At 52.3% G+C, this 24,244-nt stretch carries 22 protein-coding genes, 1 tRNA gene and 2 pseudogenes; 10 read left to right on the forward strand and 15 right to left on the reverse strand.

All coding sequences use genetic code 11. From position 1 onward, the window contains the following. The first annotated feature begins 476 nt into the window (after window positions 1-476). Window positions 477-656 carry a hypothetical protein gene (locus tag ACR1XV_RS04715; RefSeq protein ID WP_480529193.1) on the forward strand — a complete coding sequence of 60 codons (180 nt, stop codon included), beginning with the start codon at window positions 477-479 and terminating at the stop codon, window positions 654-656. Between the two features lie 201 nt (window positions 657-857). On the opposite strand, the gene ACR1XV_RS04720 is transcribed toward ACR1XV_RS04715, so the two are convergent. The 9 genes from ACR1XV_RS04720 to ACR1XV_RS04760 all read right to left on the reverse strand — a co-directional run bounded on the left by ACR1XV_RS04720 (window position 858) and on the right by ACR1XV_RS04760 (window position 12,225). Then, entirely contained in the window at window positions 858-1,805 is a 948-nt protein-coding gene (locus ACR1XV_RS04720) for a toll/interleukin-1 receptor domain-containing protein (protein ID WP_480529195.1), read from the reverse strand. A 270-nt stretch (window positions 1,806-2,075) separates the two neighbouring features. Continuing rightward, window positions 2,076-2,750 carry a DNA methyltransferase gene (locus ACR1XV_RS04725; RefSeq protein ID WP_480529196.1) on the reverse strand — a complete coding sequence of 225 codons (675 nt, stop codon included), beginning with the start codon at window positions 2,748-2,750 and terminating at the stop codon, window positions 2,076-2,078. Window positions 2,751-3,071: 321 nt separating this feature from the next. Further along, window positions 3,072-3,914: a hypothetical protein gene (locus ACR1XV_RS04730; protein WP_480529197.1), complete on the reverse strand. Its 843-nt coding sequence runs from the start codon at window positions 3,912-3,914 to the stop codon at window positions 3,072-3,074. A 30-nt stretch (window positions 3,915-3,944) separates the two neighbouring features. Next, complete coding sequence (locus ACR1XV_RS04735; RefSeq protein WP_480529198.1) at window positions 3,945-4,907, reverse strand: PD-(D/E)XK motif protein; 963 nt, start codon at window positions 4,905-4,907, stop codon at window positions 3,945-3,947. 6 nt (window positions 4,908-4,913) lie between these two features. Next, window positions 4,914-7,115 carry a Z1 domain-containing protein gene (locus ACR1XV_RS04740; RefSeq protein WP_480529199.1) on the reverse strand — a complete coding sequence of 734 codons (2,202 nt, stop codon included), beginning with the start codon at window positions 7,113-7,115 and terminating at the stop codon, window positions 4,914-4,916. Continuing rightward, window positions 7,108-8,682: an ATP-binding protein gene (locus ACR1XV_RS04745; RefSeq protein ID WP_480529200.1), complete on the reverse strand. Its 1,575-nt coding sequence runs from the start codon at window positions 8,680-8,682 to the stop codon at window positions 7,108-7,110. Before ACR1XV_RS04745 ends, ACR1XV_RS04740 begins: the two co-directional genes overlap by 8 nt. After that, window positions 8,682-9,986 (reverse strand): DNA cytosine methyltransferase, encoded by a 1,305-nt coding sequence (locus ACR1XV_RS04750; protein WP_480529201.1) that lies wholly within the window; start codon window positions 9,984-9,986, stop codon window positions 8,682-8,684. Before ACR1XV_RS04750 ends, ACR1XV_RS04745 begins: the two co-directional genes overlap by 1 nt. A 642-nt stretch (window positions 9,987-10,628) precedes the next feature. Next, entirely contained in the window at window positions 10,629-11,903 is a 1,275-nt protein-coding gene (locus ACR1XV_RS04755) for an Ig domain-containing protein (RefSeq protein WP_480529203.1), read from the reverse strand. Beyond that, a complete protein-coding gene (locus ACR1XV_RS04760) occupies window positions 11,881-12,225 on the reverse strand; it encodes a hypothetical protein (RefSeq protein ID WP_480529204.1) in 345 nt (114 codons plus the stop codon). Before ACR1XV_RS04760 ends, ACR1XV_RS04755 begins: the two co-directional genes overlap by 23 nt. 201 nt (window positions 12,226-12,426) lie before the next feature. Here ACR1XV_RS04760 and ACR1XV_RS04765 point away from each other — a divergent pair. Continuing rightward, window positions 12,427-12,673: pseudogene (locus ACR1XV_RS04765) on the forward strand (IS5/IS1182 family transposase); the annotation flags it as partial. Between the two features lie 497 nt (window positions 12,674-13,170). After that, on the forward strand, window positions 13,171-14,700 hold the full coding sequence (locus ACR1XV_RS04770; protein ID WP_480529205.1) for a hypothetical protein: 1,530 nt from the start codon (window positions 13,171-13,173) through the stop codon (window positions 14,698-14,700). A 281-nt stretch (window positions 14,701-14,981) separates the two neighbouring features. Here ACR1XV_RS04770 and ACR1XV_RS04775 read toward each other — a convergent pair whose 3' ends face one another. Beyond that, the gene (locus ACR1XV_RS04775; protein WP_480529206.1) at window positions 14,982-15,584 is read right to left on the reverse strand and encodes a recombinase family protein; all 603 of its coding nucleotides are present in this window, start codon (window positions 15,582-15,584) and stop codon (window positions 14,982-14,984) included. Between the two features lie 155 nt (window positions 15,585-15,739). Between ACR1XV_RS04775 and ACR1XV_RS04780 the strand changes: the two genes are divergently transcribed. Next, window positions 15,740-16,084, forward strand: a complete 345-nt coding sequence (locus ACR1XV_RS04780; RefSeq protein ID WP_480529207.1) for a hypothetical protein — start codon at window positions 15,740-15,742, stop codon at window positions 16,082-16,084. Here ACR1XV_RS04780 and ACR1XV_RS04785 read toward each other — a convergent pair. Next, entirely contained in the window at window positions 16,081-16,842 is a 762-nt protein-coding gene (locus ACR1XV_RS04785) for a hypothetical protein (protein ID WP_480529208.1), read from the reverse strand. The two genes, ACR1XV_RS04780 and ACR1XV_RS04785, sit on opposite strands and share 4 nt — an antisense overlap. A 101-nt stretch (window positions 16,843-16,943) precedes the next feature. On the opposite strand from ACR1XV_RS04785, the gene ACR1XV_RS04790 reads away from it, so the two are divergent. Further along, complete coding sequence (locus ACR1XV_RS04790) at window positions 16,944-17,225, forward strand: type II toxin-antitoxin system ParD family antitoxin (RefSeq protein ID WP_480529209.1); 282 nt, start codon at window positions 16,944-16,946, stop codon at window positions 17,223-17,225. 41 nt (window positions 17,226-17,266) lie between these two features. Then, entirely contained in the window at window positions 17,267-17,518 is a 252-nt protein-coding gene (locus tag ACR1XV_RS04795; RefSeq protein ID WP_480529296.1) for a type II toxin-antitoxin system RelE/ParE family toxin, read from the forward strand. Here the strand turns inward: ACR1XV_RS04795 and ACR1XV_RS04800 are convergent. Next, window positions 17,497-18,237 carry a hypothetical protein gene (locus ACR1XV_RS04800; RefSeq protein ID WP_480529210.1) on the reverse strand — a complete coding sequence of 247 codons (741 nt, stop codon included), beginning with the start codon at window positions 18,235-18,237 and terminating at the stop codon, window positions 17,497-17,499. The two genes, ACR1XV_RS04795 and ACR1XV_RS04800, sit on opposite strands and share 22 nt — an antisense overlap. Before the next feature lie 613 nt (window positions 18,238-18,850). Here ACR1XV_RS04800 and ACR1XV_RS04805 point away from each other — a divergent pair. From ACR1XV_RS04805 to ACR1XV_RS04820, 4 genes and pseudogenes are all read left to right on the forward strand, one after another. Further along, window positions 18,851-18,997, forward strand: coding sequence for a hypothetical protein (locus ACR1XV_RS04805; RefSeq protein ID WP_480529212.1), 147 nt, complete (start codon window positions 18,851-18,853; stop codon window positions 18,995-18,997). A gap of 77 nt (window positions 18,998-19,074) precedes the next feature. Beyond that, window positions 19,075-20,724: a type IV secretory system conjugative DNA transfer family protein gene (locus ACR1XV_RS04810; protein ID WP_480529213.1), complete on the forward strand. Its 1,650-nt coding sequence runs from the start codon at window positions 19,075-19,077 to the stop codon at window positions 20,722-20,724. Between the two features lie 250 nt (window positions 20,725-20,974). Further along, window positions 20,975-21,310: a hypothetical protein gene (locus tag ACR1XV_RS04815; RefSeq protein WP_480529214.1), complete on the forward strand. Its 336-nt coding sequence runs from the start codon at window positions 20,975-20,977 to the stop codon at window positions 21,308-21,310. A 29-nt stretch (window positions 21,311-21,339) separates the two neighbouring features. After that, window positions 21,340-22,338 (forward strand): annotated as a pseudogene (locus tag ACR1XV_RS04820) (recombinase family protein); the annotation flags it as partial. Here ACR1XV_RS04820 and ACR1XV_RS04825 read toward each other — a convergent pair. The 3 genes from ACR1XV_RS04825 to ACR1XV_RS04835 form a co-directional block, all read right to left on the reverse strand. Further along, window positions 22,282-22,533 carry a hypothetical protein gene (locus tag ACR1XV_RS04825; RefSeq protein WP_480529215.1) on the reverse strand — a complete coding sequence of 84 codons (252 nt, stop codon included), beginning with the start codon at window positions 22,531-22,533 and terminating at the stop codon, window positions 22,282-22,284. The pseudogene ACR1XV_RS04820 and the gene ACR1XV_RS04825 overlap by 57 nt on opposite strands. Before the next feature lie 346 nt (window positions 22,534-22,879). Then, window positions 22,880-22,956 (reverse strand) — tRNA-Arg (locus tag ACR1XV_RS04830). A gap of 55 nt (window positions 22,957-23,011) precedes the next feature. After that, complete coding sequence (locus tag ACR1XV_RS04835) at window positions 23,012-24,232, reverse strand: cysteine desulfurase (RefSeq protein WP_480529217.1); 1,221 nt, start codon at window positions 24,230-24,232, stop codon at window positions 23,012-23,014. Window positions 24,233-24,244: the final 12 nt, after the last annotated feature.

The raw sequence follows: 24,244 nt of genomic DNA on the forward strand, positions 1-24,244 counted from the left end.
GGGGCGAAGGCAAAGGATCAGGATTCATGTTCAACTCGGCTGGCGAAGCCAGGTGGAGCGGGCAGGACATTGAATGCTGAGCCGCATTCGGCCAGGGATTTAGGGGCAATCGGTGCAAGTCACTTCGATGCGAAAGGGGCAGACAGCCGTGAAGTAAGCGGCCGGACCTGACCTAGCCGCGCTCGCCAAAGCGTGCTGTTCGACGCTCACCTTCTAAAATCCGCATCTGGAGCAAAGCGACGCTGGCATTATGCGCGGTGAGGCAAATTCATCTAAAGTCTGCTGCGATCAAGCCGCAACAATATCGCCTTCGCGGTGATCCCATCAAAATCTAAACATCCGCGCTTCATTCGTATCGCTCCAGCGCTCCAAGTCGTTCCCCGACCCATCAGCGCCTTCATTGGCCAATGATGGTGTGCGTGGCGCCGAAAGGCCCTGAACGGTTCGGGGCCTCCTTGAAACAAAGGAGGATGGTTATGAAACTCGTCTCACGATTTGAAGCGGCATCCCGCAGCACGGCAGAATTGCACGGACTTCTGAGCGAAGCCTTCAATGCCTTCGCCGCCGCTCCGCGCGGAAGCCAGCAGCGCCAAGATGCTCTTCAGAGTATGCGCAATATCGAAGATGAGCTGGCGGCGCGTATGCCGACGCTCTAACTCACGCGGTCAGCCTGTCAGGCTGGCCGCAAATTGTTGAAATTCTATTCCCAACCGCGCCGAATGTCTGTTCGATTGCATTCCGGGCAGTGAACGGCAGAGGTCGGCTCGTCACGGCGGCGTGCCTCGCGGGCTTCAGCCTCGGTCAATACTCCTGTTTTGAAACGATGCCCGCAATTGTTGCAGCGAAATCTGACGGTATCAGTCATAGCTGATCCCCGCTTGTTGAAGCACTTCTGACCACAGCGCTTCGGCGGCTGCCTCCGGTTTCATGCTGCGGTCGTTGTTATGAGATAGGCCCATTGAGCCTTTGAGGTGCAACTCATACTCGTCGGCCTCGACATTGAACCAGCCATTGGCGGTGTTATCTGCTGCATCTTCGGAGAACGAATAATAGATGTCGCCAAAGTGATGTTTGCCGCGCCCGCCATGAACAGTTAGATGGGCGGTCCCGTGTCCGAGGCCACGATTTACGATCACGCAACCAAATGACGTATCGGAATAGTCAGTAAAGCGCCCCCTCAGGCCTTCTACAGCGTCCAACTCTCGGATAGCATTTTGGAAGTAAAGCTTAATCGCGCCAAAAGCCTCTTCGCGGTATTCGGCCTTGTCGATGTCATCGAACTCTCGCTTGATGCGGTATCTCCGCTCCGACTTGGTGGTATCGGATTGTCCATCATCAGTAATGGCGACAGCATCCGGTGGTGGCGCAGGCGGCTCGTGGTCTAGAATGCGCCGCAACTCCTGAATGACGTTCAGATAGGCGGTGTTTTCATTCGTCCAATCACTGACCGGCTTGCCGTCGCGCGGCAATGCCTTAAGGGAACGGAGCCGCGATGTCGTCCAATCGCAAGGTTCGACAATGATCGGCACGACGCGGGCCTCGCGCGCGTCATGACGCTCTAGCGCACGGTTCATTTCGGTTTCGACGCAGTAGTCCGAGGCGAGAAAATCAGGGCTGACCAAAAGCAGAAAAAGCTCGCAGCTTTCGAGTTGTTCAGTGATCTCGGCGTCAAGTTCATCCCCGGCCAGAATGTCACGATCATACCATGCCTGAATACGCCCCTCACGCTTGAGCGAGGCAAGGTGAACATGGAGGCGTTCTAAGGCGTGATTGTCACGATGCGAATATGAGATAAATGCCTTCACTGGTCTTCTTTTCACCTTTCTTGCCAATTGGTTCTCTATGCTCTGCAAGTGCTAGCTCAAGGCTGCGGCGTGCCCATCCTTCTCTACATGCTGTGCATAGAACCCTAAAGACTCGCAATATATCATGGTGACATCGGAACACAAAGAGAACATGGTTCTCTCGCGGCTGACCAAGGGTCAGCCGCGATTTTTTGCTATTGTTCGTCTCTTGCACGCGTTACACCCCGCCGCCTAGACCAAGGCGGCGGAGTGTATTTCGGTGCGTGATTGTCAGGCGGCGCGTTTATCAATACGGCTTTGAATATATCGGCTCACACCAGCGAGACGCTGACGCGCATGGGCGCAATACTTCTCTTCAAGCTCAATCCCGCAATAGTTCCGCCCAGCAAGAGCAGCGGCAACGCATGTGCTGCCAGAACCGGAAAACGGGTCACAAATCAGATCGCCAGGCTTGGAAAAACACTGGATGAGGGGCTTTAGCGACTGAACCGCCTTTTCGGTGGGGTGCACGCGGTTGCCTGTGGCTGTCCAAGGTAGAACATCGGCGATAGGCTGTGCGGGGCGCTGAGGCCTGCCCTTAGCCAGCACATAAGCCTGTTCGTGATGATATTTCAAAACGCCTGTGCGCGAGGCATAATTTTTTGTCCAAACGATATGCCCGACCACAGAAAAACCTGGATTTTTCCAAGCTGTCAGAAACACATCGGCTTTGTTCCAGCCATAGAACGAAATGCAAAAACTGTGAGATTTTAGGGCGCGAAAAGCTTCGTCAAACACTGGCAACACTTGGCCTAATTCATTGTCGTTTCTTACCGTTCGGCCTGTGCGGTCGCGGTAGTTCACGCCGTATGGCGGGTCTGTAACCACCAAATCAATCGACCCATTCGGGACGCTTTTCAATACTTCCGTGGCATTGCCGCAAATAATTTCATTTTCAAACTGCATCCTTTTTTACTCCTTTTATCGGTTGCGCATGCAAACGATCTGCCGCTCTGGCGAAGAGAGAGGGGGAGGCCGTCACAGATCGAAAACCCGATGGAGGTGGTGCGGGCGCAGGCGAAGCCGAGCCACGGCTCTTGGGTTTTCGCCCGAAGCTTTGGCGAAGGGCTTGGTCTTGATGGACGATGGGCCTGCAAGGCCCCAAACATGAAAAAGAAGTGTCAGCCGATAAAGGCTGGCTGAATACGCGCAAGGGATGGAAGCCGCAAGGCCGAGACTACAGGCTCGGTTCACGACAGCCCGATCCGAAAGGATGCGCGCCCGTCTTCAAAAGGCCGAAAGAGAGCTATCAATCTTATCGATCAGACGTTTTATCGTCTCAGCCGTCTCTCTCACGTACTGGGTAGAAAATGACTCATTCTTATTGCCTTCGCTGTCATATCCGTTCCGATGAACACAGTCGTGGCGGCTAAGGATTGCTTTGTGGAGATGTGCCCAATCCTCGTCGTTGGTTTTCACATCGAGATCAAGTGCAGCGCTGTATAGGAACTGCACCTTTCCAAGGTTGTGATAGATGATTTTCCTCAAGTATTCGCGCACATGCCTCTCAACGAGCGTCTCATCGGCGGCTATGTCACGAAGGGAGAAATTCTGTTTGTTGATCTCTTTGTCCGCCACCAAGAGAGCGTTTATCCGGGATTTTTCTTCTAAAACGCTGGTTATGAGCGTGTCAGCAAGAAATGCTTCCATCGCCGAGATAAGCTGGACGAACACCATACGAGCAATGACCTGTTCGTCTTTGGGCCAGCTGATCTCGACCTCTATCAAATCGATCATCTGCTCATAGGTTGAGATAAAGATGCCATACGGGTCATCGGGTATCTCATACTGGCTCCAGTCTGAGTCTTCTTCGGGCGAGTACATCGGCGGATCGCCTTGAATCTCGGTCTTGCCATCTTCGAGGGTAATGGTGCATTCATACGCGCTGCACATCGCGTATCCATCGAAGACCGTGGCGCATGCCGGGCATTCGAGTTGGATAGTGCCTTCGGATGAATGATCAGACATGCTTTCGCCGGATAAATCCAACTCTGGCACTTCAACATCTATGCGGCTGGTTTTTTCACATTTGGGGCACGAGAAATAAACGGTAGTTTCAAATCGTTGCATGGAATCTCATCAACTGTAGGGTCATTCGCTTTAGGTTTCTTTTTCGAACCCAAGAACCTTGAGCGCATCTTTTGCTGGTTTGGCGTTCACATCCGTAAGATCCACATCAAAGCGTAAATTGGATATGGGCTCGCCGGGACCTATGAGCGGAACAGGGATGCTTAACGCATCGTATAGCTCCAGCGAGCTTGCTTCGGGATATGGCTTTAGCCTGAGATCGCTTCTGTAAATCTCTTTGCCACCTTTGGCGATGCAAGTTTTGATGAATCCAGTTGTAAGTTCGGTATCAGCAAGCCGATTTGCGATTTCATCCATCAACTCCCCGACGGTTTTGCCAGCGGGCTGCTCAACAACGCAGATCGATACGATGTATGCCCTGCGCTCTCCTGCGGGTCTTAGTTGTTCCAACGAAAACCGATGTTTAGGCAAATGGGAAAGGCTAGTTTTGACATCTAGAACATACGTATCTGTAACGAAATCATATTTTGCTCGCTTGGCGGTTGACCATGCGCTTACCGCTAATCCAACATCAGCCGCAGCATTTATCAGGTTGAGTTCTCCCCAAAGGCCAAGAACACCTCTCACATCGTCGAATAGGCGGCTGAAGAGCGATGCTACCTCCTGAATGCTCTCTGCAATCGCGGCATTCTTTCGCGCAAGGGAAGCGTGGCAGAACAACTCTTCCATCAGGCGAAGGAATAACCTGACGATATCCGCGTCGGTCTCTTTTAAGCGAATGGCTGTGTAACATGCCTCATGAGCATCACCGCTCGGAGTCTTGATCCGGCAGTCGCGAGAAAATTCTACGTCTACCGCCCGCAGCGCTATGTCAGGTCTTATATCATCCGGGTTTGCGGGTAATAACAGAGTTGGAAAGTCATCTGCGGCGACACATAGCCAAAGCTCGTGTTCCAGACTACCACGCAATCCCAATACTTCATCTTGGGAACGAGGCTGATAGGCGCATAGTTGCTTGTAGAGATCGTTTAGCATGCTTGCTTATCGCTCAATCCAAACTCGCTTCATGAGCGGGTCCGGGATGTGCGTCGCCAATATTGGGACGTCCCTTAATATCCGTTTCTTATTAGAGGTTTGGACATCGTAGCGATGAAGTTGGAACGTCACCGTTTCACTTGAAATCAAAGACCTTGCACCCGGATAATTGGTACGTGCGTTTGGACCCTGAAATAGCGCCCTGATCTTGGGCGGGTTCTTATCGGTCAATGTTCGTTTGGAGGGGACGCCTGACCATGGGCCTGAAAGGGCATAAAAACTGCATCTCATATTTGGCTCATTTGCGATCATCCGCTCCAAGCTGAGCATGAGCGCGCCGTGAGCAAGATTGTCACTCGGCCATCTATATCTAAACTGGCCAATGTAAGGAACGATATCAGCAAGTAGGAGTGAGTTGCTGAATGCAGGTACGGCCTGCTCGTTATTCCACCCCTCTTCGGTATAACGCGAAAAATCGAAGGCGTTTAGGAGTTGATCAACGGTGTCACGGTTGTCAGATACGACTTCTGCATCGTCGAATGGATGATCTGGTGTGATCCAACCGCCTTTTCCCTTCGACTGGTACATCTCCAGAAGGATAACCGATGACCTCGTCGGCTTGAGGTTCTTGTCTAGGGGATAGTTTCTGCGCCAGTCTTTCAGGCTGCCACTGCCACGAAGGTGGTTTCGGATTGACCCTCTAATAGCCTCTTCGTGCTTCACATACTCGGAAAATGCCTCGATGTTCTCTTCTGTAAGGTAGATACGGCAGAGCCCGAGATAGTTTTTCTTATACCCGAAGAAACGCGCCCTTTGTTGAATATTATCAGCGTTCCCCACGCCTGTTGATCGCGGTACATAGCTGACCGTAAGTCCTTCGACAGTGAAGCCGCGATCAAGGCCAATACCGCCGACGAGAATCCAACTGTATTCGTTCTCCCAGTCAACGGAGGAAATTCTTCCCTGCTGCCTGGTGTTGATTTCCTGAACAGCTGTTTCTTCCATAGCCGCAAACAACTCCGGCAAAATCTCCGAAAACGTAAGTTCTGTTTCGTAGGTCTTGAGAAGCTCCGCTGCTGACGCCCTAAATTGGCTTATCAGGTTATCGTGTTCAGGGTGATCGGAGTTTTGAAGTATTACCGCCCAATTGTCCTTAATTTGTTTGGCCCAACGCGCGAACATGAGGTGTTCATCTTTAGCTACCGCTGGGTGGATCATCATTGTGCGGTTGCGCCCCTTCTTAAATTCATCCTCAAGAAAGCCTATCGCAACGCCAATAAAAAAATCTCGCAGCGCGGCGCGAAGGCTCTCCGGCGGAGCCGAGGGAAACTCGTTTTTGTCAGGCACATCGGTATCAGGGATAAGTTTGACATACTTATTGGTTCCTTCACCGAAAAACTCTTGCCCACCGACATAATGATCGCCGGGCGTCAAAACGCGTCCAAAATCGGGAGAGAGCGCATCGATGCGGCTAATGAGAAGCGGTGCTTGCGGTGTTGCCGTATAAAGGACGTAGCTGTGATGGGGAAACAAAGCTCGCAACTCTCTTATCCGAGAATAAGTCGTGCTCTCATCTTTCTGTTTGGCCTTTGTATTCATCCCGGCCTGATCACCTTCATCGTCGATGATGAGCGTCGGAATGTCGGAAAAATCAGATTTCTCCAATAGCTTTGCAAGGTTCTCAAGATGCTTGTGCTGCTTCATAGACACGATGATGATCGTGCGGGCTCGCTCGCTATTTCTTCGCCATGCGCCGAGTTCTTTATTTACGCGGTCAACCTCGCTGTCTTGAAAGGCCTTCCGCTGCGTCGTGAACAGGTTCCACTCGCGAGCTCCGGTTGCACTTAGATCGCCCTTCAGCCGATCAAATGACTGTTCAACGAGGTTGTTTGTTGTTCCGGCCAATAGGATGACGAGACGATATCCATTGTCTCTGGCAAGCGCCGTAAGGCTCGTAAATGATAGCGTTTTTCCGCTTTGCACGTAACCGATTACAAGTCCGGTATTGTTGTGATTTGTACTTGTCGGGGGTGCGCATTCGCTAAGGATAGAGACCGTTTCCTGGACAAGGCGTTCTTTCTCATCAGCGGAGAGTTTCTTATTGGCTTCTAATAGGCTTGTGAGCGCATCACCCTGCACTGGGGACCACGCTCCGCTGCTGTGCTTCGGGCTTGTAGAGATAGTAACAACGTTGGGTTTTTCAGTCATTGGCAACAGGTTTAGAGAGTTGGGTTTTTAAAATTTCATTTGTGTAACGACGAATAGCCGATGGATTCCGGTCGGCAAGTTCGCTGGCCGCGATCTCTGCGAGTGACATGGCGGCAGCAACATTCAAAACGGCCAAAAAGCCTTCGGAATCCAATGTGCCAAATTGAGCCATAAATGGATGCAGCATTGAAACACGGATGGTAATTTCACGCGGCTCCGGGTCCGCTATGGATGGTCTGTTGCTGATCTCAAGCCAGTTTGACGCCTCATCCGCATAAGATAGCTCAATCGATACCATCCATTGCTCGCCGCGAAAGTTGGTTCGAAACCGCACACGCTCTTGTTTCGACTCGGGGATGTCAGGAAGCGGCTCTTCTACGGGGCGCTCCGGCTCAATCGGAGAGGGCGAGGTTGGGGCATCTGGCCCGCTTGGCGGTCGCGCAGAAATCTCTTTGTCTTTGAGACGCTGCGCCATCGTCTTGAGTGCCGAGCCTGCTTCCGTTCGTTTGGACGATGCATCTTTTTTGCTTCGGTGCTCGCGAACTTGCTGCAAGAGCGGCAACTCGTCATAGGAAAGCACTTTTCTGAGTTCGGTCAGAAACGCTTCTTCACTTTCTTCCCATTTAATCCCGTCTTTTGTGTGGCTCACGTGAAAACCACGTAGGTGTACTTCGCCGAACACGCGCAGATATGCGTAAGTATTTGAAGCACCAAAGATGTCTTTCGGACGATAAGTCTCATCGAAGCTACCCATGATAAGACGTTTTCGGCGAAAGAGCGCTAAACCCGCAAACTGGTTGCTTATGGTTTTGCGTATGGCAACAAACCCAGTTGCTGATTTTCCCTCTCCCAGATCGATCTCAATCTCTTTCTTCCATTTGATCTCAGGGCCATCCGGGTCTCGATAGCTCGGTGCGACAAGAATTTCGGGGTCATCATGTGTCAGCGGCTCACCGTCGATGCGCAGGACCATGGAGCCGTCACGAATAAAAATTCGATAGATGCTGGCCAGATGACTTTTGATTTTCTTAACAGTGTTGCCTTGAGGGAAGCGTCGAATGTTATCCAAACGGATTTCGGTATAGTGTTTCTCGGCGGAGACCTGCGTTGAGACAACATGCAACTCTTCGATACTGTCTTCGACGATCTTATCTATATCAAAGAACACTGCCCGTTCAGTGCTTTCGCCGAGCGCTGTTGATCTGACGCTCCAATTCGGAGCGAACCAGCACGCGGCGCTCTTCATGCCCATGCCAAATTCTGATAGGCCTGTAGCGTCGGGAGGAATTTCCGCAGGACGGAACGCTCGCGAGTAATCGCTTTCAGCAATGCCTGCGGCGTTGTCCTTGATCGTTATACAGTTTTCGTGAGGGTTGAAATCAATATCGACGATGAGTTGGAACTGCCCGCCATTGTATTTCTTTAGTTCTTTCTTTTTATCGATGCTGCTCTGAATGGCGTTGTCGACGAACTCCGCGAGCGCATACCACGCTTTGTAATTCAGGTGGGGCAGGACGGATAAGACATTGACACCCGGCCTGATGTTCACAGAACTTAGCTTACCCATTACTCTGCCGCCACCACGCTAACTTCATTGTTTTGTGGGTTTTCTCTCGATACGAGCGCATCGAATATGGTTCGGACAACATCAACATTTACCGCGTTCCCAAAAGCTTTGTAGGCACCGCATTTTGTCTCCGGCAAATGAACCAAGCTCCCCATGCTTTGCAATCTGCTGCATTCTCTTGGAGTCATATAGCGTTTCTTCCAAGCGATGATTGGGACCTGGCTGGTGGTCATGGCGATCAAAGATGGGGCGGTGTCTTCCCGCTTTACACGGATGCCGCTAGCTCGGAATTGAACAACGTGATTCCAGATATTGCGTTCAGCCCCTTTGCAATTCCATTCCAGCTTTTGGAAACTTGGCGGAAATCCTTTTATGCGATCAATCCAAGGATCAATGATCTTTTGATGTTTGGCATAGAAGTCTCGGTTCTTGTGTATGAAATCAATTTTCCAGTCAGGAAAATAATCCAGTTTCGTTTGAGCATAAGCTGGAAGCAGGTTCTTAACAGTGTCTGATCGCTTGCGCGCTAGCGGGGTGCCAAATGCTCCCTTGTACTTGCCGAGACCTTTATATTCTCGGGCGTGCGGCGTTAGCCCATCCAGCGGATAATCAGCCCCAAACTCCATAGCCCAAATCGGAAAGGATGGGAGGTCTTCGTCCTCAGGGAATGAAGCGATAAAATCCTGCCAAGTTTCAAGGTAGCGGATATGGTTGGCATTCAGGTCGTGTGTGTCGCAAGGTTCATCGTCCAAGACGGTGCGAATTGATGTAGGTTTCATCTTCTCGGGTTTTGGAAAGATAAAACCATCGAGCCCTTGAGAATCGCCAACAATGAATGCCCGCTCACGTTTTTGCGGTATGCCGAACATATGCGGCGACAGTCGGTCAAAGTCGATATCGTAACCGACGTCCCGCAGTTGATTACAAATGATTTCCCATGTGTCGCCGCCGTTGTGCCTCATGAGGTTGGGAACATTCTCGACGATGAAATATCGCGGCTTTTTCTTGCGCAGGATATCGATAACGTAGTCGAAGAGGTTTCCCCATTGGGGACATTCTAGGCCTTTTTGATCACCAGCTTTGGAGAATGGCTGACAGGGAAACCCGGCGCATAGCACATCATGTTCGGGAATGGAATCGAGATCAACGTCTCGAATATCGCCAGCAGGGCGAATGCCGAAATTCTTCTCGTAGAGATCAGCCAAATGCGGATTTAGCTCGGATGCAAAGACACATTCGCCTCCGCGTTGGCTTAGCGCTTGGTGAAATCCTCCGAGTCCTGCAAATAAATCAATAAATTTCATGGGCTTACGACTGCTCGTGTTTTTCGCTCATCGTACACACATGGGTTGCATCTTGCAACGGGGCAAAGTGACTTAACCACACGATGTTGGGGGTGTGGGTCCGGTCGGACACGAAACGTAGGCAGCACGAACTGGTTTAGCAAGGTGGCAATTGGCATGTTGATCATGGTCCATCTTTGACAAGATGGCGTGAGTCCAGACCGCGCAGGGTTGGTCTCAATGAAATTGTCTCCATGACATGGCGCGCATCCAATCTGAGGAAGGTTGGTCTTCATGAAATGATCTGGATGAAATCCTCATGGGGGTATCGGTTGGGAGCTCGAAGGCTACCCTGATTGGTGGTCAAACGGGCAGCCGTTTGTGCATGGTTCGGTGTTGGTGGAGAGGCACGTCTCCAAGCCCAACGACTGATTGAACGGGGATACGTTCTATGTGGCTCTGGGAGGGGCTTTATGCCCTGATCCGAGCCACTGGCCGGGGGGATGCAACGGGGGCGCGCAGGAACGAAGTTTCGGAGCGGGCCCCCTTGCCAAGATGTGTGTGGTAGTACCACGCACACATCTTGCACATCACTAAATCTGCCAAAACCACCAACGTCAGGGTTTTCGGGTCAGTACAAACGTAATGTCTCAAAGCTGGCATCTACTTTCGAATGCAACGAACACGATCAGGGTAGTCTTTTGAATCTTGTATTTGCCCAGCACCGGTATTTAGAACCCACGCTTCTTCGTCATAACGTTCAGAAGACGATCTATACCAATTGGTTCCAAAAGAGCCTGCTGCTGGTCCATCGTTGGCCGCATTGACGCCTCCCCCATCTCCATAGTTTATTCCGTCTTGGTAAGTTGGATTGTCGGTATCTCCGGGAGAGACAAGATTGACATACATCACGTCCAGTTCGGCGATCGAAGGAAGATACCAGTCGTCATACCCGAACCCGTCCATGGAATTAGTACCTAGTGGGTCGCCAGAGCATTCAGGTGGAACAACGGTATTGGGTCGGTTAGTATGTTCTTCGCCAAAACAAAAACAGGCCAATGCAGCGTTGTGAGGATCAATCCCCGCAGTGGTGGTCGCTGAATCCGCTAAGATCATAGCATTTGTGTTGGCTTCACCAGTGCGGCATGTTGATTGAACATTTGTGCAGTTTGTAATCGTGCTGTCGAGCCAATTGTTTGTCCCGTCATTAAACGCAAATGCGCCCAAATCAGCTTGGGTGGTAAACATATTTACATCTCCATCCGGCGACAAACCTGCGTATAGTGTTAGGTCAGGACATATATCTCCCGGATTTACACATCCAACGGGGCCGGAGCCGCCATTTACTACCACATCGAATGTACGATCCGCCGTATTGCCAGATCCATCTGTTGCGCGAACCACAACCGAATAGGTGCCGCCCCCTGCTGGGGCGCTTCCACTGATAGTTCCATTCGTTGCAACATTCAGCCACCCTGCGCCCGAAACCTTCTGGTAAGTCGGCGTTCCGCTTTCATCGCTCGCAGCCACCACCTCAGAGATCGCCAAATTTACATTTGTTGTGGTGATCGTGCCTGCTGAAGTTACCCAGATAGGATCAATTATATCGGTAACGCCGCAAGTCAGCCCGCCTGTCGCCGCATTGTAAGTTAGTGCCTCACCATCCGAACAACTGCCTGTGTTGGTAAATTGTAATTGAGTCACTCCGTCAGTCGTAAAACTCATAACTTTGATCCAGTTACTCCCATTGCAAATGATCAAATGTCCGGTATTCGATAGCTCGGGGCCACCCGTAAGAGCGTAACGGCCATTTTCTCCGGCGGCGCAGGCATCCCCCGGAGCAGCTTCCTGTGCATAAGCAGAAAACGCAGAAACCAGCGCAAAAAGAGCAAAAAGAAACGTAGGCAGGAAACGGCTACTGGTTTTCTTCATCCGCATGCCCGCCATCTTTGTTTTCAGAAATTACTTTTGGAACATCTTCACCGCCGTCGCGAATTGTTCCGCTATAAATGACATCGCCCAGAACATGCAGACCGTGCTTATTGAAAAAACCAACCGTCTCGCCGTCAATGACAATACTCACTGTTCCGGCAACCTCATCTGCAATGATCTCAGTCTTTGGTTTTGAAGGATTTGCTTCTTGGGCAAAAACGGATGTGTGTGAGAATACCAAGAAAGAGCCCATAGCAAGGCCAATAATCGTTGCTAACCAAAGGTGGGATTTACCCCTCAGCATTTTGTGAGAAATATCTAAACTCATATTTTAATTATACAATACAAAAACTTACTAAAATACTAAGTTAATAAAAATGGGACCATTTTTCCACAGCAAAATTCGTTTGTTCAGAGTTCTTTGGAGCAAACCGTTCGCAAATAGCTTCGCGCAATATTCAATTTTCGTGACGCGTCAGCATAAACAAAAAATAGAAATGCGCAAAAACTGCCAATGCGGAGATGACGCGATGCGCCGAAGGAATATAGGCCGCTCAAGACACTTTACGACTGCTGGAAGCTGTGGAGCAGAAAGGCATCTTTGCCGAGATGCTGGTCGGGCTGGCAACCGACTATGGCGTGAAAAAGACCGTGATGATCGATGCTACATATTTTAAAGCCCACCGTACTGCGTCCAGTTTGGGCATCAAAAAGGTGGTCGACTGATCGGCAGAACCAAGGGCGGCATGAACACAAAGCTGCACGCCATCTGCGATATGCCAACCTAGCCTCAGTTCTTCGCTGATTTTTCAATTCTCATTATCGCGATCCAGCCCTTGGCGATCTGCGCGGCGAAGGTTCCAGGAGAACCCAAAGTGGGCAGATACTGCGATGCAAAGGAATGGCGGCTCTTTGAGATTATCGATTAAGCTCTTCTGTTGAAGTGACTACAGTTCTGAAACTCCGGGCTTGTCCCGCTGGCAACGGATGGTGCCGTTTTGTTCTTGCGAATCAAGAACGTTGAACCGAATCGACGAACTCACTACCTTCCTGCTTATTGATGTTTTGAGTTCTCGTTTTCTGAGGTTCGATTGACGTGATTGGTTTTGCTGTCCGAGTGTTGCTATCTTCTGTGGCGTCCCTAGCCCTTTTTTCTTTGCAAGTGTCGGCTGAACAGGCTGACCTGTCTGTTAGGAATTTTGAGTTTTCGGGAAAGGTGTCCCAACATGGATACCAAGACTATTCAGTTAGGATATGGAATGATGGCGAAGTAATGCACATCGACTATCCCGAATTGAATTGCGGTGGCACGGTCCTTCTTCACCAACAGATTGAGAGCGCAATTGAATTCAACGAAACTCTTGATCGTGGTACAGGCGCATGCGGGTATGGCGGTTTCATTAAGCTAACGCTGTTCGAAGGCGATCAGTGGGTGTATCAGTGGTCCAGTCGCAGAGGCGCTGCCCCGATTGTTGAGGGGCCCGTGACATTATCCTTCAATGTTGCGACTTCGAAGCCCAGTCTGCAGGCGGAGGTAGAAACGGGTCAGACACCGGATGAAACGGCCACACCGCCTAAAGAAGAGATAGACACCGACGCTGTGCCGAATGCGGAACCCGAAATGCATGGTTCTCATAATTTTCAAATCTCTGGCCATATAGGCCCGCTAGGTTCGCCAGATCACCTAGTTGTTGTTACGGTGATTGAGAATGAAGCATTCGTCGAGTATCCGGATCTTGGATGCAGCGGAACTCTAGTCATTCCTGATTATGTTGCAGATGTTTACCAATACCTTATGGAAAACGGCTCTGTTAGTTTTACGGAGATCGTTCAAGGTCCTGACTGTCCGACGAGTGGCGGTATGAAGATTTTATCATGGGATGGTGGACGCACTAATTGGATGATCGAGCGTGGTGGCGGCACAACCGGCGCGAGACCTTGGATGATCAACGAACCTGCGACTTTAGAGGTAGGAAATATCTCCAAACCAGCCAACCAGAAAGCGAACGCGCAATTGCCACCAGGCACAGTAGCCGCAGATTTAGACTTAGGTCTGTTCTTGGGAAAGGGCCCTAATGCATCTTCTATAGTAATTGCTGTCGAAGCTGGCAGCCCAGCAGCAGCGGCAGGCATTATGAAAAACGATTCTCTGCTTATTATCGACAACGGCATGGGAATGGTTGAGTCACACATTGGAATGATGAACGCTGCCATCGAACGAGACGGGCGTGTCGAAGTTCATGTGCAGAAAGCCTCGGGTGAACGCGTTGTGCTTACAATTCATGCCTTATCCAAGGCAGCTTCAGATTCCGAACTTGCAGTCGGCAACAAGATGGCAAGACATATTTACGCCGGTGAGTTTGAAGGTGCATATGGCTTCGACAAGTTTGACCAGAGAGTTCGTATGGCGATTGAGATGCGCGCGCTGGTCCTGCTTTATGTACACGAACGAGTATACATGGAAACATGTGCAGCCAGTATCTCTGAGCCCATCTCCGCTTTCGAATCTCGCTTGGACCTTGTTACGACCCAGAATGGTGTCGAGGTTGATCGAGTTTTGGGCGAATCCGAGACAGTTCGCTATAGAAACCGGTTCGGAGCGCCATTCTTGGAAGCACATGCCAATCTATCGAGCCCTGTCGTAATGATTTCCTATATGGGGCCAGATTATATCGGTGCCGCTGGCAAATTAGTAGCGGACGCAAGGGAGATCGTTACGGCCACCGGATGTGAAAGTGTAATGTCAGAGCAGTTTTCCAACAATCTTGCGGCGTTTGTCGAACAGGGCACCTCTCTTCAATAGAAGTCCAACTACAGAACTGTTCGAGCGCGTTTTTCACGATTTCGCGTGGGTAACTCTGGCACAATGCTGCGGCTGTAACGTATTTAATAGCTGCCATAGACGCTTTATGCGGCGAATGCCGGGAAAGTCCGCGTCTTTCGTGCTCATGTGGCCTGCGCAGCGAGCGGCAGTTGCTGCGCTTGCATCCGCTCTGTGTTCTTCAGCTTGCATACCGTTCGCAAGTATTGCTATCCGCTACAGCTAGAGGCGCAGTTTGCGCGTTTTTACCTCGCCTTCAAGCATCACACCATTTCATCTGCCTCGGCGTGCAGTCGCCGTGACAGTGTGGCCCTGGATACACCAAGCCTGCGTGCCGTTTCAGAAACGCTTAATCCATCATGCTCAATCATTTGTTGAGCTTCCAGAATGGTGTTTACGTCTACAGCTATTGGTCTGCCCAGCTTTGCACCGCGTTTGCGGGCGGCGTTCAGGCCCGTTCGGGTGTTTTCTGCGATAATGTCGCGCTGGAATTCAGCGAACGCGCTGAACAAGTGAAACACCAGCTTGCCGCCGGGCGTTGTCGTGTTGATTCCCTCGCTGATCGAACAAAAATGAACACCTTTCTTCTGGAACCAGACCAGAAGGTCGGCCAGATGCAGAACAGAACGTCCCAGCCGATCCAGCTTGAAGACGATCACTGTATCACCAGCTTTTAGTTCCTCCAGCATCGCATCCAACCCGGCGCGACTGGCTTTGGTGCCAGAGACACCGTGGTCTTCGAAAATCATATCGCAAGCAACAGAATTGAGAGCGTCGCGCTGCATGCGGAGCTTCTGGTCTTTGGTCGAGACACGGGCGTAACCGATCCGCCGCCCAGGCGCGCTTATGCTTGGCCAGATGCTCATACCGCCCCCTGCTCAAAAATGAACCTTTCTGAACAGGAGCCGCGCGACGACAAAGCGTCCGCATAGGTCTCTTGAAAACGCCGGATTCCAGCGTGTGTGAAATATAGCTCTTTCATAATCCTCCGGAAAGAGTCAGTGTTCAAAATCCTTCGATTATGATCACCGCTAAATCGTTGTTGTTACATACTTTTGTTGCCGTTTTCGCTTCTTCTCCACAGCTTTGTGCGGCGGAAGGATTTACAAGCGCGGATGTGCTGGAATGGGGAGAAGAAAGCCAGAGGAATTTCTTTCAGAACTCGGTGACGATGATCGGAATCGTTGCAACTCAGGTGGAAGGGCGTGAGGGGATCGCTGACTGTATCGATTCGTGGTTTGGGGGACCTGTCGCGGGCGCTGAACAACGGGCAGCCCGTATTCAGGAAGTAATGCGAGCGCTGCCAGACCATCATCCGCAAGCGGTAATCCTTGCTGTGATTGAGAAAGAATGTGGGAACTTCTAGAAGTCTAGCGTCGGTACGCTCGCCTGCGAAACAGTAGATGGCTTAGATTGTTCTTCACCCAATCGCGCCGACAACTCGGTTTCTAATCGCTCTTCCGCATCTTGTACAATCTCGTCGGCCTGCTTTCGGAAGCCATCCAATTCTTCGGTTGTTTCGACCGTACTCTCATCCTTCATGTCCGCTTGCATTTCACCGATGCGGCCTTGGCCGATCTGAATATCATGCTCGATACCCTTCAAACGCTCGCCGCGCTCGCGGGCATCTTTCATGTCTTCAAAGCTAGGCTCATTGCCTATCCACAGAATGCCTGCGGCCATGGCATCATTGATTTCATCGCCATCTTCAGAGCGGATACGCCCGTGCTGATCCTTGTAGACGCGAGTGCCGTCCTCCAGACGCGCCGCACGTTCCCGAATGCCCACCAAAGCCAGATCATTGGCTTCTATCTCCCGTTGTACGCGCTCTAGGAGAGTATCCAATTGGCTTTGTGCGTCGTTGAGTGCGCGTTCGGTTTCGTGAAAAGCCTGCGCATAGGCTGGATTACTCAAAAGCACGGCTTGCAAGCGCGTCAGCACTTCGGCGCGTTTATCATTGGACTTGCCAGAGGATGTGGCGCTCTGAGCGCCGTCTGGCAAGAAGCGTCCCATTCGGCCAACATCGCGGCCTGCGATTTCATGCTGTAGATCGTCAAAGTCGCGCGCATGCTTGGCAAAGCGCTGGGTTAGGTTCAATATCTCTTCGTCATTTCCAAAATTCACAATGATATTATACGCTTGCGAGCGTTAAGTTTTGGTTAATCGCTCCACTGCGTTTGCAGTGTTGTCGCATTATATGCTACAATGGTTAAAAGGAGACCGATATGGCACGCAACCCCAGCATATCATTGACAGAGCACCAGCAGGAATTTGTCCGGGCTCTGGTTTCGAGCGGACGTTACCACGGCGTCTCGGAGGTTGTCCGTGCTGGCTTGCGTCTTTTAGAGGATGAAGAAGAACGCCGCGCTGCCGAACGGCAGATGCTGGAGGCTGGCATTAAGGCGGGTCTGGATGACATTAGGACGGGACGTGTATCCGACTTTGATGCACAGCGGCTAATTGTCAAAGGGGAGGCCATTCTATCCGCCCGCTCAAGCTCAGAATAACGGCCAAAGCCGAAACCGACCTGTCCGAGATTTGGGCCTATATCGCGCAAGAGTCACCGCAGGCGGCAACATCTTTCGTCAACCAGATCGCCCAGCACTTTGAACCTCTGCTCCATCACCCAGAAATCGGCCCTTCCCGCGCAGATTTGGCCGCTGGCCTTCGCGTTCACTTTCACCGTAACTACGCGATTTATTATACCTTCACCAATACCGAGCTAATCATCGTTCATGTTGTACATGGTGCGCGCGATGCAGCGGCCCTCTTCAATGATCAAGATGAAGAGGAAAACTGAATCGGGTTCTTCGCCAAAAAGCTGCGCAGTTGTGTGAATATCATGTGGCTGGGATCAATCGAAACGCGATGGTCTGCCGTGATGGCTTCAAGGTTTTGCTGCAACTTGAGCAAATCAAGCTCTATGAGCTTGTGTTCCAGTTCGATCATGAGATAGCCCGCCGTCCATCTGTTGGCCGGCTCGGTTTGAACCCGTTCGATTTCGGCTGTCAGGCTCTCCAGTTCGCGTTGGCACTGAACTACGGGCGCTGAAGCCTCGGCCAGCTTGCGCCTCATGCTTGGTGATTTACACAAGACCCGTATCCCCATCTCGAAGACTAACAGGCCAACTTGTTTGTCGGTGGGTGGTCGGTTGCCTGGGTATTGGCGGTCTATCAAGTCGGCGAAAGCGCCGCTGTCCGCTACGGCTTCCATAAGCAATGTGCCCGGGCGTTCGATCTTCCCAAATGGAAATAGATAGCGGCCAGCATTGTTGAAGCTTGCTTTGTTGGTGTGAACAGCAGCGTAAAGCTTCCTCCGAAGCTCCCAATAGGTATCGCGAATAGTCTTCTCTGAAATCCCCGATTCAGCGTTCAAATCCTTGACGGATTTGGCCTCGGCGAATCCCTTCAAAATCTTCAAAAACCGATATTCGGAGAGCTTTGCCCCGACGACATATCTGTTGCGTGGGCGCGATTTCACGGCCTGTTTTTGTCTCTGATATTTCCGTTTTTTTGTCATATTATTAATTGCTTACAGACGGGCGCTTCATGGTTCTGCTTCCGTGCCCAGATTTACAGCCCCATGGCGCACAGCCTACAAATCTACTTGTGCCGCCACAAAGGGCACGCCGCCCGAACGGGCAAACGGGGCACCAAACACATAGCCCAACGACGACAACCAAAGCCACGCTGAAAGCACCGCTTTCAGTGAACGGCGAACTGCGGCCTCGACCGCATAATAGACAGAAAGGAAGACACGAGAATGTATCAACCACCTTACCACCCTGGCCAAGGAGGCCGAGGCCCAGGCCAAGACATGAAAGGAGGCTTTGCGACATGCGCAGCAGCAATGGTGTCAATTGTCGTTAGTCCACCGTTCTACGAGTTCACAGCACCCTATGTCTGGCAGCTTTGTAGGCGGAGTTACGGACCAGAAACGGTCGACTTCATCATTGTCTGTTACATGCTGCTCTGCTGGCCTCTCACGTTCTTTGCAGCGCGTGCTGGGATCACCGCAGGGCTGACTGTAGCCGGAGTCTACATTTCGTACAGACTCATCTGAGAACCAATCTGGCTGGCCGCAATGACGTGGCCGGACATCAAAACTGAAACGAAACATGAAAGGAAACCAAATGCCTAAGATCATTGAACGCGAAGTCGGAAAAATTGTTCACCGCCAGAAGGTTAAATCCTTCGGTGACAAGGTGAAGGAATTCCTCGAAGGACTCGCCGGATTTATCATCATCATGGCAATCATCGGTGTCTTCATCGGTGGTTGATCCGACCAACAGGATGGCGGCTCTCTAAAAGCCGTCATCCCACCCCAACCCAAAACTCAAAATGAAAGGAGACCCTCATGCGATTTGAGGAACAATATCCCTATGGCTCGGCGCGTTTCGCGCAAGGCCTCGAAATCAGCCGCGCCTTCAAAGCCAAGGGCGGTGTACCCTTTGGGTTCCACAATGGGCGCAAGCTTTTCCACGCGAAAAATGCTGGCATGCTGCTGATCGGCGGCGCTGGCTCGGGCAAATTCACCTCTGTCCTTTCGCATCTCATGGATGCGCCCGGTCGAAGCGGCGAGCCCGCGCGCCATGCGATCTTCGATCCCAAGCGCGAGTTGCGCGCGGTGATGGAACCGTATTTTGCGCAAGTGAAAGCGCGCGTGTACGAGATCAACCCGTACCTCACGCATGGCGTTCAAGGTAATCGGCTTTCGCTTCTGAGTCACCTTACGCCCGATAGCCCGCGACTGGTTGCAGATTGCCGCCGTGCAGCGCGAACCTTCCTGCCCGAAAGCGGCGGGGGCGACTCGGCCTTCTTCGATCAAAAGGGACAGAACTGGCTGGATGCCCTGATGCGCGGCCTTGTGCATCTGGATGGCGGCGTATCCCCGACTTCACTTTATGAGCTGATCGGCATGGTGCGCTCGTACCCCGATGCCTGGGAAGAGACGGCTGAGGTGATGAGCGCTCTGGGTGAAGGCGATCTTCGCATCACTTTCGATGAGATGCTGGATATGGCAGCCGAGAGCCGCCGCACCTTTGACTCGGTCATGGGCGGCATCAGTAACGCACTGGCCTTCATGAATGATCCGCGTCTGCAAGCCGCGCTCGTTCGAACAGGCGAGGCAGACTTCACGCTGGATGTTCTCTGCGAGAAGACCAGCGATCCCGTCTTCGTTTTCTTTGTCATGCCCCCGGAGATGACGGAACAGAATGCTGCCGTCATCCGCCAGTTCTTCTCGACGCTTCGAACGCTCAAGCAACTGCATCCCGATGCGCCGACGCTCAATCTGGTGATTGATGAAGCCGCCCAGCTCGGGCGCTTCCCCGAGATTGCCGAATTCTACTCGATTGGGCGCGGCTTCGGTCTTTGTCCCGTGTGCGTCTATCAGGACATCGGACAAATCCGAAACAACCTCGGGCCAACGGGGGCGATGACGCTCTCGGCCAGCGCAGATATCGAAGTCCATCTCGGCGGCGGCATCTCGGATTTGGAAACCGCACGGCACTTAAGCGCCAAGCTCGGCAACCAGACGCTGGAGCTGGACGATCATCTCACCCAGCACCGCGCGCAACGCGAGATGCGCGTAGCGATGCATGATGCGCTCTTTGGGAACAAGGGCGGTGCCATTCGCACAGGACTTGCGATGAAGGCACTGGATTATGAACGCGGGCACAAGCGCAAACAGGCGCGCGCGCTCATGACGCCCGAAGAAATCCTCGGGATGAGTCACAAGCAATCTCTGGTGATGGCATCGGGTTACGGCCTTCCGCCCTTCCTCACGGATAAAAGCCCGTACTTCGCCATGCCGCACTATTCTGGCCTTTACGCGCCGAACCCGTACTTCGACCGCGATCTTAGCGTGGTCAAAGTGCCTGGTCGCTTCAAACTGAAGCGATCCCTCAAGGTGATCACGGAAGCCGTTCCTTCGTCACTCACTGATCTGCCGCAATACCAAAACGGGATGTGGAGCTTCATCGAAGGCCATCGCCCGAACGTCTGAAAACCGAAACCAGAAAAAGGAAAACAACATGAAACTTGAAACGATCACTTGCCGTGACGGCACGCAAATTTGCCATGAAACAACCGAAGGTGGTATTATGAAAGTAGAGTAATGCGTATCGAATGATGCTGCGCTTTCCGCCTCCGCTGTTCGGCATGAGGCACCTCAAGGACGTGACGGACATTATGAACATCCGCATGTTGCGGATGCGGGACAACGCACGCTTGAAGTCGGAAAGGAGGGTGCAGCCATGAACGAGAACGATGAAAGTCAGGGTTTCCGCTTCACGCTGAATTCAGCGGCCAAGCCCAGCCTTGGGATCGATACAACGAAGTATCAGGCCTACCTCGATGATCCATCGCTTAGCGAGGCTCAAAAAGAAGAGATCGTTCAGGCGCTTTGGAGCATCATCGTCTCCTTTGTAGACCTCGGCTTCGGCGTTCATCCTCTCCAAGAGGTACTGGGCCAAGAAGCCTGTGGAAAACTCGGGGCGACACTTGAAGTGCAAGGCAACAAGGATTCTAATGAATCCAAGCCTGCAAACACTTTGAGCAAAGAATTCGAGCGCGCCAGCGATGATACGTAATCGCGACCCGCCAGAGATTAGGAGTCGATATGAAAGTACATCTAGAAAAGGATGTTGGAATCGGCACGAAGGCAGTCATCTACTGTCGTGTGTCCGATCCTAAGCAGACCACACGCGGTGATGGGCTGAACTCGCAAGAGACCCGCTGCCGCGAGTTTGCCAAGTACAAAGGGTACGAAGTCGTTGCCGTCTTCAAAGACGATATGTCGGGCAAATACTCTATGCGCCCTGGCATGAAAGAAACCCTATCGTTTTTACGCCAACGTCGGAAGACTCCGCATGTTCTGATCATCGACGACATCACGCGATTGGCACGCGGGCTCGAAGCACATATTAAACTCCGTGCCGACATCAGTGCCGCAGGCGGAATCCTTGAAAGCCCATCGATTGAATTCGGAGAAGACTCGGATTCAATTCTCGTCGAAAATCTGCTGGCATCTGTTTCCCAGCACCAGCGACAGAAGAACGGGGAGCAAACTAAAAACCGCATGCGCGCACGACTTCAAAATGGTTATTGGCCTTTTCAGGCACCAATCGGATATCGCTATGAGCGCTCCAGCGCTGGTCATGGCAAAATCTTGGTGCGTGATGAGCCCAATGCGTCGATCTTGCAAGAAGCGCTAGAAGGCTACGCCAGCGGTCATTTCCAGACGCAAGTTGAAGTGAAGCGCTTCCTTGAGCGCCAGCCTGCATTCCCGAAAGATCTAAACGGCAAAGAGATTCGCAATCAGCGTGTCTATGAGATGCTAACGCGATGTCTTTATGCTGGCTATGTCGAGCATACTGATTGGGGCATCTCAGTTCGAAAGGGTCAACATGAAGGACTCATCTCTTATGAAACCCACCTGAAAATTCAGGAGCGGCTGACGAGCACAGCCAAAGCTCCAGCCCGCAAAGACATCTCGCTGGACTTCCCGCTGCGTGGTTTCATCCAGTGTGATGATTGCGGAGAAGCCCTGACGGCCTGCTGGTCAACCAGCAAGACGGGTAAGAAGCACCCCTATTATCTTTGTAAGACCAAGGACTGCGAAAGCTATCGGAAGTCGATCAAGCGCGATCAGCTCGAAGGTGATTTCGAAGAACTGCTCCAGCGCCTGGAGCCGTCCGAAGGCCTCTTCAAGCTCGCTAAGGCGATGTTCAAAGACGTCTGGGATACGCGTCTCGCGCAAGCTGCGGACACGTCGAAGACGCTCAAGCGAGATATCCACAAGATTGAGAAACAAATCGAAGCCCTGCTCGACCGCATCGTTGAATCGGGCGTTGGCAGCGTGATTGCTGCCTATGAGAAGCGCATCGGCAAGCTAGAAAGTGAAAAGGCGCTACTCGAAGAGCGGGTGGCGATGGGCGGCAAGCCGAAGAACACTCTGGAGGAGTCGTTCGAACTCGCGCTACGCTTTCTATCAAGCCCTTGGAATATCTGGCAAAATGGTCGGATTGAGTGGCAAAAAACGGTGCTTCGACTGGCCTTTTCGGAGCCTGTTCGATACAGCCGAAATCAGGGTGTTCGAACCCCGATTTTTTCTTTCCCTTTCAAGGTGTTGGAGGGATTTTCAACTGCCGAAAGTGAAATGGCGCACCTGAGAGGATTCGAACCTCTGGCCTCTGCCTTCGGAGGGCAGCGCTCTATCCAGCTGAGCTACAGGTGCCTTGGCCGTTAGCTACCCTCGTTCCGATCCGGGTGCAACTGCAAATACGACCGGATCAGGCAAACAGATCATGCGCCAGTTCCAGCGCATCGATCAGGGTGTCGACCTCATCCGTGGTGTTATAAAGCCCAAAGCTGGCGCGGCAGGTGGCGGTGACGCCAAGGTGATCCATCAGCGGCCCGGCGCAATGGTGACCGGCGCGCACGGCCACCCCTTTCTTGTCCAGAATGGTCGAGACATCATGCGCGTGCCCCGCCCCGTCCAGCGTGAAGCTGAAGATCGCGGCCTTGTCGGCGGTCGTGCCTTGCACCTGCAGCCAGTTCAGCCCGGTCAGGCGCTGCATGGCATAGTCGCGCAAGCCCGCCTCGTGGGCGGCGATGCTCTCCATGCCCAGATCCATCATATAGTCCAGCGCCACGCCCATCCCGATGGTCTGGACGATTCCGGGGGTTCCGGCCTCGAACTTCATCGGCGGATCGTTATAGATCACCTCATCCTTCGAGACCTCCTTGATCATGTCGCCGCCGCCGATGAACGGCCGCATCTCGGCCATACGGTCGGACTTGATATAGATCGCGCCTGACCCCGAGGGGCCATAAAGCTTGTGTCCCGTGATCGCGTAGAAATCGCAGCCGATATCCGCCACATTGACCGGCATGTGCACCGCGCCCTGGCTGCCATCGACCAGCACCGGCACGCCTTTGGCATGGGCCCCCTGCGTGATCGCCTTTACATCGACCACGGTGCCCAGCACGTTCGAGCAATGGGTGACGGCAACCAGCTTGGTCTTCGGACCGATCGCATCAATCACCGCCTGCGGGTCCAGATGGCCCGCCGCATCCACATCGACCCATTTCAGCACAACGCCGTGCCGTTCGCGCAGGAAATGCCAGGGCACGATGTTGGCGTGATGCTCCATGACGCTCAGGAGGATCTCGTCCCCGGCTTGCAGACGCGGCATGGCCCAGCCATAGGCGACCAGATTGATCCCCTCGGTCGTGCCCGAGTTCAGAACGATCTCATCCTCATCCGCGACGCCTAGAAACCGCGCAACGGTGCCGCGGACGGATTCGTACTTTTCAGTCGCAAGATTAGAAAGATAATGCAAGCCCCTGTGAACATTTGAATATTCATGCGCATAAGCCCGCGTGACCGCATCAATCACCACCTGCGGCTTCTGCGCCGAGGCGCCATTGTCCAGATAGGTCAGCGGCTTGCCATTCACTTCTCGCGAGAGGATCGGAAAGTCAGCGCGGATTTTCTGCACGTCATACATGGACAGAGTTTC

It is taken from the genome of Ruegeria sp. AD2(2025) (genome assembly GCF_056542385.1).